At 56.3% G+C, this 10,790-nt stretch carries 9 protein-coding genes and 1 pseudogene; 5 read left to right on the forward strand and 5 right to left on the reverse strand.

What is annotated here, in order from left to right; genetic code table 11:
* Positions 1-34: 34 nt before the first annotated feature.
* The 5 genes and pseudogenes from ATO6_RS22140 to ATO6_RS22155 all read right to left on the reverse strand — a co-directional run bounded on the left by ATO6_RS22140 (position 35) and on the right by ATO6_RS22155 (position 5,000).
* Positions 35-1,663 (reverse strand): GMC family oxidoreductase, encoded by a 1,629-nt coding sequence (locus ATO6_RS22140; protein WP_088626201.1) that lies wholly within the window; start codon positions 1,661-1,663, stop codon positions 35-37.
* A gap of 31 nt (positions 1,664-1,694) precedes the next feature.
* On the reverse strand, positions 1,695-3,140 hold the full coding sequence (locus tag ATO6_RS22145) for an aldehyde dehydrogenase family protein (RefSeq protein WP_088626212.1): 1,446 nt from the start codon (positions 3,138-3,140) through the stop codon (positions 1,695-1,697).
* A 10-nt stretch (positions 3,141-3,150) separates the two neighbouring features.
* Complete coding sequence (locus ATO6_RS25620; RefSeq protein ID WP_369597078.1) at positions 3,151-3,465, reverse strand: rubredoxin; 315 nt, start codon at positions 3,463-3,465, stop codon at positions 3,151-3,153.
* Positions 3,457-3,615, reverse strand: a pseudogene (locus ATO6_RS25335) (rubredoxin); the annotation flags it as partial. The pseudogene ATO6_RS25335 and the gene ATO6_RS25620, both read right to left, overlap by 9 nt.
* Positions 3,616-3,788: 173 nt before the next feature.
* Positions 3,789-5,000, reverse strand: a complete 1,212-nt coding sequence (locus tag ATO6_RS22155) for an alkane 1-monooxygenase (protein ID WP_088626203.1) — start codon at positions 4,998-5,000, stop codon at positions 3,789-3,791.
* Between the two features lie 207 nt (positions 5,001-5,207).
* Here ATO6_RS22155 and ATO6_RS22160 point away from each other — a divergent pair, with 207 nt between their 5' ends.
* The 5 genes from ATO6_RS22160 to ATO6_RS22180 form a co-directional block, all read left to right on the forward strand.
* Positions 5,208-7,823 carry a LuxR C-terminal-related transcriptional regulator gene (locus ATO6_RS22160; RefSeq protein WP_088626204.1) on the forward strand — a complete coding sequence of 872 codons (2,616 nt, stop codon included), beginning with the start codon at positions 5,208-5,210 and terminating at the stop codon, positions 7,821-7,823.
* A 34-nt stretch (positions 7,824-7,857) separates the two neighbouring features.
* On the forward strand, positions 7,858-9,039 hold the full coding sequence (locus tag ATO6_RS22165) for an NAD(P)/FAD-dependent oxidoreductase (protein WP_088626205.1): 1,182 nt from the start codon (positions 7,858-7,860) through the stop codon (positions 9,037-9,039).
* 358 nt (positions 9,040-9,397) lie between these two features.
* Entirely contained in the window at positions 9,398-9,628 is a 231-nt protein-coding gene (locus ATO6_RS22170; protein WP_088626206.1) for a helix-turn-helix domain-containing protein, read from the forward strand.
* A gap of 56 nt (positions 9,629-9,684) precedes the next feature.
* Positions 9,685-9,882, forward strand: a complete 198-nt coding sequence (locus ATO6_RS22175; protein WP_088626207.1) for a hypothetical protein — start codon at positions 9,685-9,687, stop codon at positions 9,880-9,882.
* A 74-nt stretch (positions 9,883-9,956) separates the two neighbouring features.
* Positions 9,957-10,790 (forward strand): IS110 family transposase (locus tag ATO6_RS22180; protein ID WP_088626208.1); only part of this gene is annotated, 834 nt, incomplete at its 3' end.

The raw sequence follows: 10,790 nt of genomic DNA on the forward strand, positions 1-10,790 counted from the left end.
ACTGGCTGTTTTTTCATGATTTTCGTAAGATTTTTTAGGCAACAGACCGGCTCCTGTTAATAATACGCACCTGCCCCAGAATGATCTCGGCCGCATTCTCAGCGATGACCATGGTCGGGGCGTTGGTGTTTCCAGCGACAAGGCTTGGCATGATGGATGCGTCCACCACTCGCAGCCCTGATACACCGCGAACCTTAAGCTCGGGGTCGACCACAGAATCCTTGTCCGCACCCATTCGGCATGTACCAACCGGATGATAGATTGTTTCTGCGCTTTCCCGAATGAATGCCGCGATCTCATCGTCGGTCTGTACAGATTTACCGGGGTGCACTTCGTATTTGCTGTGCACAGACATTGCCGGCGCTTCGAGTATCCTGCGCCCAGCTTTGAAGGCTGCAATCATCGTTCCCATATCTTCCGGATCGCTAAGATAATTCGGCTGAATCAGAGGATCGTCCATCGGATCCGGGCTTTTGAGGCCGATATAGCCGCGGCTCTTGGGCAAAAGATCGCAGATGTGAAGCGTATAGCCATAACCAAAAGCGATCTTGCGGCCATGATCTTTCAGATATGTGGGCAGGAAGTGAAACTGAACATTCGGCCTATCGCGTTCAGGGGACGACTTAATGAACCCACCGCTTTCCGCAACATTTGACGTGAGAAACCCTTTACGTCTGAAGATGTAGGAAAACAAACCACCAATGCCACGCGGCAGAAAGCTGGGCGCGACACCGATCGGGCGCCGTGAGCTAGCAGCATGCATAATCGTTACATCGAGGTGGTCGGCCATGTTCTTGCCAACCTCGGGAAGGTCGTGAACGACGGCTAGACCATGCCGTTTAATTTCTTGGGCATCCCCGATACCCGACAGAAGGAGGAGTTGAGGCGAATTCACGGCCCCGCCAGACAGGATCACTTCGCCTCCGTCGTTGAGACGCAGTTGGCGATATTCGCCACTTTTCTGTAAGGTGACACCGGTTGCCGTCTTTTCCTCCATGACAACGCGGGTCACGCGGGCGTCGGTGAAAATCTCAAGGTTGGACCGGGCTTCAGCCCCGCGCAGGAAAGCTTGCGCCGAGCTCCAACGCCGACCGTCCTTTTGCGTGACCTGATACATGCCCAGGCCCTCTTGTTCGGCGCTGTTGAAATCGCCGTTGTGGGGGATCTGCAGTTCGCGCCCAGCCTGTACGAAATCACGGCTCAGAGGGTTCACGGTTTTCAGCTCACTCACGGAGAGCTCGCCGCCCCTACCGTGGGTTTCGGTTGCACCGAACCGATGGTTGTCTTCGATGCGCTTGAACAGGTCGGTCATGCGGTCCCAGCCCCAGACATCCGTGCCTGCCTCGGACGCCCAGTAGTCGTAATCGGCCTTGTGGCCACGAATATATACCATGGCGTTGATGGACGACGACCCGCCCAGCGTCTTGCCGCGTGGCCAGAACAGTTTGCGGCCATTCAGGTGCTCTTGCGGTTCGGTGTCGAATGCCCAGTTCAGCTTTTTGCTGTTGGCCAGCAAGGCGATCCCCAATGGCATGTGGATCAGGGGGCTCTTGTCCTTTGGGCCTGCTTCGATAAGCGCGACGCGTTTTGCCGGGTTTGCCGACAGCCGGTTGGCCAGAACGCAACCAGCGGATCCGGCGCCGACGATGATATAGTCGTACATTTCTTCTCTCCCTATTGGTTACGGGCGGCTGTTATCCAAGCACCCGGACCACGATGTTGATAAGACGGCGTACAAAGCCCGTGTAAGGCGGGAAAAGCATATGCGTGATCGAATGCTTTTCCTCCAGAACGGCTTTTTCATGGGAAAAGGCCTTGAAGCCGTATTCGCCATGGGCCGCCCCAATGCCGGAGTTGTTGACGCCGCCAAATGGAAGGTTCGGGTGCAGGAAATGCACCACTGTAAGGTTTACGCCCACCGCGCCCGAAGAGGTGCGCGTGATGATCTGATCAGCGAAGCCCTTGCTTTTGTCGAAGATATACAGGGCAAGCGGCTTGGGGTTTGCGTTGATCTTGTCGATAACTTTATCCAGATCGACATATTCGATGATCGGCAAGATCGGCCCAAACAGTTCTTCCTGAGTGATTTCCATATCGTCCGAAACCTCGGAGATCAGCGTCGGGGCAACGAAATTCTGGGCCGCGTCTGTCTGCCCGCCCTGAAGGATGCTTGCGCCTTTGGCACGGGCATCCTCGATCAGGTTGCGAACCCTGTCAAAGTGACGTTCGTTCACAATCCGGCAATAGTCGGGCGTTGCTTTTTGAGCCTCGGGCGTCTTTCCATAGACCCGGCCGATCTCGGCCTGAAGCGCAGCCTTGAACGCAGTCGAAACATCGCGATGTACATACACATGATCCGGTGCGATACAGGTCTGACCGTTGTTTGCGAACTTACCCCAGACGATGTTGCGCGCGGCCTTCTTGATATTGGCGTTGGGCCCGACGATTGTGGGCGACTTACCACCAAGTTCCAGAGTGACCGATGTCAGGTTTTTTGCCGCCGCCTCCATCACGACCTTGCCGATTGCCGGGCTGCCCGTGAAGAAAATGTGGTCAAACGGAAGCGACAGTAGCTCTTGGGAAACCGTGGCGTCGCCTTCGATGACCCTGACCAGATCCGGTGTGAACGCCTCTTCCACGATGTCGATGATGACACGGGACGCATTTGGCGTCATTTCTGACGGCTTGATGATGGCACTGTTGCCGGCCGCGATTGCCGAAACCAACGGCCCGAGCGAAAGATTCACTGGATAGTTCCAGGGCGCGATGATCAGGCACACACCCTTGGCCTCGGGGCGAACCCGTGCCTTGGTGCCAAACACCCCCAAAGTGGCGGGCGCCCGTTTGGAGCGCATCCACGACTTCAGATGGTGTTTGGTGTGCCGGATTTCCTGAAGCACAGGAAAGATCTCGGTAAGTTTAACTTCTTCGGCGGGTTTACGAAAATCAGCGGCGCAGGCCGCGATGATTCTCTCCTCGTTCCGCTTGACGGCCTCTGCCAGCCGGTCTAGCTGTGCGATGCGTGCCTTGCGGTCAAAACTGGCCCGCCGGGCAAGTTGTGCCCGAATCTGGGTGTCAAACGCCGCTCGGATGTCATCGGCACTGGCTGTTTTGACGTGAAATGATGCAACCTGATTCATGTTCACGCTCCTACTTCTCTTCGTAGAGGACATAGTCCTCTTTCGTGGCGCCACAGTCCGGACAGCACCAATCATCGGGGATCTGACTGAACAGAGTTCCCGGCGGGAAACCTTCGTGTTCGTCGCCAAGAGCTTCGTCGTAGATATGACCGCATGTGATGCAAAGCCATTTCCGGTAGGCAGTTCCGGCGGCGGGGGTCGCCTGTACCACCGGAGTAGGCTGCGGCGCAGGCGCTTGCGGTGCGGCGGTAGGAGCGGCAACCGCCACGGGTTCGGGTGCCGGTGCCGGGGTTGGTGCTGGCGCTGCGGCTTCGCCGATCAGCACAAAGTCCTCTTTGTCGCGGACCGCGCAATCGGGGCACGCAAAGTCTTCGGGCACTTGCGACCACGGCGTTCCCGGCGGGAAACCTTCATGCGGGTGGCCCTGGATTTCATCGTAGGTGTAACCGCAATCCGGGCATTGATATTTAGCCATTGTTCATTCCTCCCTTACACACGTGCGTTGACAGGCAAGCACATGCGTCGTTCCAGATTTTCTCTCGGTTGTGTCTGCGGCCCCGTCATCGAGTGAGAGCAAGGGGCTGTTTGTCAGGCCAGTGTTGGCCCCATCGGGGCCAACTCCTTAGTCTGAGGCGCCATGCGAGGGTTTTATTCGGCAGGCATGGCGGCAGGTTGTGCAGGTGCGACCGACCCGAATTTACGGTCATAGTACTCACGCATGCCAGGCTCGATCTGAATCTTGTTCAGGTCACCTTTGGCCCAGTCCAAGACACGATGATCCATGATCGATCGGAACCACGAGGGGACCAGCGCCGCAAAGAACATCCCGGGATAGCCCGAAGGAAGCGCAGGCAGATCCTTGAAGTCCCGCAGGGATTGATAGGATCGCGTCGGGTGCGCGTGGTGGTCCGAGTGCCGCTGCAGGTGGAACAGGATCAGGTTGGACATGATATGGTTCGAGTTCCACGAATGGTGCGGCTTCTGATGCTCATACTTGCCGTTGGGCAGTTTTTCGCGCAGCAAGCCATAATGCTCGATATAGTTGGCCGAGGTCAGCTGCCACCATCCGTACGCCATCTGAATGGGCAGGAACACAAGCATGATGGGCCCGAAGAATGCCAGCAGCCCGGCGTAAAGAACGACGGTAATGATCAGCGGCTGAAGAATTTCGTTATCCAGGCTCCAGACATTCTTACCACTCCGCTCAAGGCGAACCTCTTCAAGCTCCCAAGCGCGTTTGAAAGCCCCGGGGATCTCGCGGGTTGCGAAAGAATAGATGTTTTCACCCATACGCGAAGTTGCCGGATCTTTAGGTGTGGCCACGTCACGATGGTGCCCTTTGTTATGCTCAATGAAGAAGTGGCCATATCCAACCACAGCCAGCACCAATTTGGCCATCCAGCGGTCAAATGTTTCTTTCTTGTGGCCCAGTTCATGGCCGGTGTTCAGTGCCAAACCGTTGACGATACCCAGCGACAGTGCAAGCGCAATGAACTCAAAGGCATTGACCGGTTGGGTCGCCACCCACCAGCAGGATCCGACAAGAGCCGCATAGTGCATGGGCACGGTCAGATAAGTGAGCACGCGATAGTAGCGGTCTTTTTCAAGATCAGGCACGGCCGACTCGGGGGGATTCGAGAAATCCTCTCCGAACATCGCGTCCAGCAGTGGTACCGCCAGATACCACAGAATCAAGACTGTTCCGTACCAGATGCTCCATCCGGTTTCCGCTACTAGGTAAAGTCCGATCAGCGGCGTTGCCGGCCAGAATACAGACAAAATCCAAAAATACCGTTTCTTATCAACGTATGCTTCAGTGGCGCCGGCTTCTGCCGCGGCCGTTTCGTTCAAATCCTTCATCAGTCTGTTCCTCCCTGAAAGGCTGTCATTTGGCCATACGGTGGTCAGAAGCATGATTGCATTGCTTCCTCCTGCCGACTGACGCTGAGACGGCAAAATCCTCACAGACAGGCCAGCTAACAACTACACGTTCGTGTAGTTTTGAGTTTCGCGTGCTATAGTTATGGAGTCGGGACACCAACGATACATCGCTTCGGGGAGGGAGGGATGACAACGCCCTCCAGAGCAAACCCAGACGACATTTCGGGCTTTCTGAGACGGATGAATACCCGTCGCACAAAGTATTCTCAGGGTTATCTAAAGCGCGACAGGCTGAGTTTTACAGGAAACCCGACGGCCAAGTGTCTTCTTTACAAAGCGCCTCCCGGCTTTGGCAAGTCGGTCCAGGTCGCCCAGTGCGCCCAAGCCGCGCTCGAAAGAAACGAAGACTGCATCTATCTGGACTTTTCGTCTTTCTGGCCAAAAGACCTATCTGAAACCGATTTGATTGCGAACTCGATTGTCGCGGCGCTTTCCTCGGAAAGATTCCCCGCGACACCGACCAAGAGTAGTGTGAAGACCCTCGCGCTCGGCCTGCTCACGGATCATGAAAGGCCCGTCACGATCTGCCTGGATGGCGTAGCAGACGCTGCCACTACGCAAAGGTTTCTGAGAACGATCACACTGGAAACGCCGGAAACCGTTCGATTGGTCATAAGCGAAGGCTTGCCCGACGCGACGGTCTCTCTGTCGGTCCTCTCGGATGTCGTTACGATCGGCCCGGACGATTTGGGTTTCACCCTCGATGAGACTGGCTTGGTTCTGTCACTGGACGCAGACCAGGCAAAGAGAGTGTTCGATTTGACGGGCGGCTGGCCGCTTCTGTGCGCGCTGGCGGGAAAATCGACTGCCTCAGGCGAAGGCATCGTCCATCTGCCCGAGGTTCAGGCCTATTTCGAAAACGATGTGCTGGCGCAGGTGCCGCAACCGCTCCGCGATTGCCTGGAGAAAGCCAGCTGGCTGGAAGAAATCACTGAAGATATCTGCAACTACGTGTTCAAGACGGACGCTGCAGGCCTCAAACTGGCTAAACTTGAAGCGCACTATCGCCTTTTGGCGTCCAGCGCTGCAACACCAAACCGCTATGAAATGAACCGGGCGCTGAAAGATTATCTGCGCAATCGTTTCATAGAGGCAAACGGATCGCGCCAGTCGTATTTCCTGAAACGTATCGCATTCTGGCATTGGCGAAGAAGGGAATACCGCTTGGTCATTAAAGTGGCCCTACGGGCCCAAGATCATAATTGGGCCCAACGTCTGGGCGAACAAGCTCTGCTGGACCTTGCCCTGAGGCAGGGAGAGATCGAGGCCTTGATGACCTGGTTCACCGGCATTCCTCGGTTCAAATTAATCCAGACACCATCCTTGGCCATCGGATATGCTTGGGTGCTGTACTTCGGCCAACGTGCTCAGGAAGCTCAAGAGGTGCTGGACAGACTGAACGCCTTGCCCGCTTCAGATCCCGCGAAACAGGACGACCCGAATGGATGGGGGGAACTGGTCCACGCCATTGGTCTGGCCACACATGATGAAATGAAAGAAAGCGATGAAGGCTGCACTGCATGGGTTGACACCTATGGGTTGGTCAACCCCGTCGGGCAGGCGGCTGCACAGACCTGCAGAGCCTTCATTGCCGCCTCTGACAGGCAGTTCACTATCCTTTCAGATCAAATCGCCACGGCCACGGTCACAAGCGGAGCAGTCCGTCACCGCTATGCGTTTGGCTGGCTTGCTGGCGCCGGTATCCTGGCCAGACTGCTCAATGGCGACATTTATGGCGCGCGCGCCGAAATCCGGCGGGCACAGAAAGATGAAAACGTCGCCCAGGAGCGCACGCCGTTTGTCAGAGGAATGTTCACCTCCTTCGAATTTCAGGTCCAGGCAGAAGACGGCTCAATCACACCTGACGACGGCCTCCTGCATGAGGCTCTCGATTTCGCGCTGGCATTCGGGGTGACGGATGTGGTGTGGAACACGGTTCGAAGCGCGGTCGAGGTATATATTCGCCGAGGTGACACATCGCGGGCCTTCTTGTTGCTGGAACGCTGCCGCCTTACGGCAAACGAGCGCGGCTTGAAGCGGTTGGGTATCCTGATTCGGTTGGGTACCGAAGTCTTTGCCATGGGAACCCGAGCGAGTACTCCGCTCGGGATCGAACCTCTTCCATCGGACGAGGACTTGGTTTTCTTGCCAAACCAAAATCGCGCCATCCAGGCGGAACGTGAATTGCTCGAAGCCTCAAGGTTTCTGCGTGACGGGAAACTGGGTCTGGCCGAGAGGCAGGCGCGAAAAGCTCTGACAAACTTTGCCGCCATCAGGGACCAACGCGGTGAGGTCAGGGCGCAATGTACGCTTGCGACCACTATCCATATGATGGGCGAAGAAAAGCAAGCAATAAAAAGGATGGTCGATGCCAATCTGCAAGCACAACAAATGGGTGCATTCAGGTCTTTGAAAAACAGGCGGCATTTTCTGAGGGTCATTAGCCCAACGGCAAAAGCGTTCCTAGATCAAAGGACAGATCAATTTTCGATTGCCGGAAAAACGGCGCATGAACTGACGATCACTAAGCTCCCCGCTGCACATATATCTGCCCCGATCAGCCGAAAGCAAATCGGGGTTTTGCAGCATGCGGCACTCGGGTTGAGCAACAAGGAAATTGCAGCGCGCCTGCATGTCACGGAAGACACTGTGAAATGGCATTTCCGGAGAATCTTACCCTCCCTAAATGCCAGCAACCGTACCGAGGCCGTGTTAATCGCACGCTCGAAAGGCCTCATTTAAGAAGACTTCTACATACTCAGGGAGGAACCAAAAAATGGAAACAACCGTGATCATCGGCGATGGGGTCGCTGGGACGACTGCAGCCGCAACACTGCGCAGAAACGGCTACGAAGGCACCATTAAGCTGATTGGTGAAGAAGCGGCGCTCCCCTATCAACGCCCACCTCTGTCAAAGGCGTGGTTGCTGGATTCAGACAGGCCTAGACCGACCCCTTTGCGGCCGCTTTCCTTCTATGAAGATAACCGCATCGAACTGATGCGCGCGCGCAAAGTCGCCAAGATTGACACGAACGAGCGAAGAATTTTCTATTCAGATGGTAAAACAACGAAATTCGATAACCTGATCCTCGCAACCGGAGCGGCGCCTCGCCGCCTCGACTTGAAGGGGGCCGACCTGAAAGGGATTCACTACCTAAGAGACTTGGGGGACTCTGCAAGGCTTCGCCAGGCGCTGAGGCGCCCAGAGTGTCGTGACGTCGTCATCGTCGGTGCCGGTGTGATCGGACTCGAGGTGGCCTCTGCCGCAATTGATAGTGGAAAGGCCGTCACGATCATAGAGGTTGGTGGACGAGCAATGGCTCGCGTTGCCTCTCCGGCAGCGACAAACTTCATCACTGAAAAGCTATCAGATGCTGGGGTGCGTTTCATGTTCAACAAGCGTCTCGAAGAGTTTGGCGCTGCTAATCAACATGTTTCTTCCATTAACCTTGAAAACGGAATAGAGATTAAGGCCGATCTTGTGTTGGTGAGTATTGGAGCGACGCCGAATATAACCTTAGCCCAGGACGCGGGATTGGTTTGTGACAATGGAATCTGTGTGGATCAGGACATGCGGACATCCGACCCCAAGATTTACGCAATCGGTGATTGCGCGCGCGGTGACAACGCGTTCGTGTCGGGAAAGCCGCGCATTGAAACTATCCACAACGCATCCTCCCAGGCACAAATCGCAGCAGCTGCTATCTGCAACAAGACACGCCCAGCTCCCGTACCACCACGATTTTGGTCCGACCTCAAAGGCATGAAGGTTCAAGCCATAGGGATAGCGGCCGGTTACGATCTGGTACGACGCGTTCCAACCCAGCCTCCGACGTCATTGGAGGTGCACCTAAAATACCGCGACCGTCTTGTTGCAGCCGAGGTTATAAACCTTCGCCATCGTCAAGGCGAACTGGTTAAAGAGATTTCTCCCGTATCATTTTCAGATACAAAGTAACTGAAAATCCGTGTCCAAACCATGCGACTTCCTAAGGGAGTGTGCTGCGGATTTTATGGCCAACAGCAAATACGAATGCTGTGCAGCCTACTGCTAAAAGTCGCTTCCTTTAGAATTCGTCCTATACAACCTCCCTGTGGATGAACAACTGGCGGCACCGGTATTGCCGGTGCCGCCCTTTTCCGAAAGAGTAATTTAACGGCCCATAATGTTTGCGAGACCGATTATCCTGTGACCTGCGTTTGGGCAGGCACCCCATTCCGGCGATCTCGCGCCGTTCCAAGAATTCTTCTCTACACCTCCGAATGTAACATATATCGCGTGGCGATATTTCGCGCATCGTGTCCGTTTCGCGGGCATGAACTTGCGGGACCGTGTAGCACTGAACATCCAGGACTTGAGACGCGCCCGCGGCCTCAGCCAGGAGGAGCTTGCTCATCGGGCCGATGTGAGCCGCGGCCATATGGGCAAGGTCGAAAACGCCAAGTTCGCGGCCTCCCTCGATCTTCTCGAACGCATCGCCAAGGCACTCAATGTCGATCCCGTCGAGCTTTTTGTGAAGCAGCTAGTCCGTTTCCTGAGGCTTTGATCCCGCCCCGATTACGAAAGACAAAACGGCAAGAACGGTACGAGTGGCGCGGGTATATGTCGAAGAGAAAGACAGGCTGGCCTTTCCAGGACGGGTTTCTGAACGACGGTGAGCAGGAGATTAACCTTTTCACCGATTATCGTTGGAATGATGGCTCGGTGAGTCGCCGCTGGCATGTCGATCCGGAACGCTTTGATGCAGACATTGCCGACCTGCGCCCGGTCTCCCTGAAGGCATCAGACAGTTTGAGCTGATGCGGTGGATGCCCCCACCAACGGCATCTCATATGCCATGATGGTTCCATTGGAACCGAACGGAGGGCACATCGATGACGACGAATATCAGCATGCTGGCGATCGACCTTGCGAAGGGTAGCTTCCAGGTCTGCGCCGTCGGGCCGGAGGGGACGGTTCTATACAACCGAAGTTTGTCGCGGACGCGTCTGGCGACGCTTCTCGCTGAGCAGCCCGCGTGCATCGTGGCGATGGAGGCCTGCGCCACGTCGCATTACTGGGGCCGGGTGGCACAACGGCACGGCCACGAGGTTCGGCTTGTCCCGGCGGTCTATGTGAAGCCGTTTGTGAAGCGTCAGAAGAACGACAAGGCGGACGCGGAAGCCATCGCGGAGGCGGCCTTGCGCCCGACGATGCGCTTCGTGGCGGTCAAGAGCGCCGAGACTCAGGGGCGCGCGGTCGCATTCCGGACGCATCAATGTTTGGTGCGGCAACGCACGCAGCTCATCAACGCGCTTCGAGGACATCTGGCCGAGTTCGGCCTTGTCGCGCCGAAGGGACCGGCGAGCTTGAAGGTGCTGGAGAACGCGCTGGAAGACGAGGCCACGGACCTGCCACGCCCGGTTCGGGAGATGGGAACGATTTACCTTGGCCAAATCGCGCGGCTCACCGAGGTGATCGAACAGCTGGCGGACGAACTCGAGGCGGCATCGAAGACAGATGCACAGCTGCGTCGGCTCTGCACCATCCCTGGGATTGGCCCGGTCACCGCTGGCGCTGTCTCGGCATTTGCACCGGACCTCGATACATTCGACAGCGGACGAAACTTCGCCGCGTGGCTCGGACTGGTTCCACGACAGAGGTCCACCGGCGGCTGTCCGTCGTCAGAGTTTTTCGGACTTCTGGGGCCGTTTTGTAACGAAGGCTCT

The organism is Oceanicola sp. 22II-s10i, from assembly GCF_002210105.1.
Lineage (GTDB): Bacteria > Pseudomonadota > Alphaproteobacteria > Rhodobacterales > Rhodobacteraceae > Pseudooceanicola.

Bases quoted from the DNA above. Each gene is read 5' to 3' on its own strand.
- ATO6_RS22145 (WP_088626212.1), bottom strand. From the start codon at position 3,140: ATGAATCAGGTTGCATCATTTCACGTCAAAACAGCCAGTGCCGATGAC.
- ATO6_RS22160 (WP_088626204.1), top strand. From the start codon at position 5,208: ATGACAACGCCCTCCAGAGCAAACCCAGACGACATTTCGGGCTTTCTG.
- ATO6_RS22170 (WP_088626206.1), top strand. From the start codon at position 9,398: ATGAACTTGCGGGACCGTGTAGCACTGAACATCCAGGACTTGAGACGC.
- ATO6_RS22165 (WP_088626205.1), top strand. From the start codon at position 7,858: ATGGAAACAACCGTGATCATCGGCGATGGGGTCGCTGGGACGACTGCA.
- ATO6_RS22175 (WP_088626207.1), top strand. From the start codon at position 9,685: ATGTCGAAGAGAAAGACAGGCTGGCCTTTCCAGGACGGGTTTCTGAAC.
- ATO6_RS22140 (WP_088626201.1), bottom strand. From the start codon at position 1,663: ATGTACGACTATATCATCGTCGGCGCCGGATCCGCTGGTTGCGTTCTG.
- ATO6_RS22155 (WP_088626203.1), bottom strand. From the start codon at position 5,000: ATGAAGGATTTGAACGAAACGGCCGCGGCAGAAGCCGGCGCCACTGAA.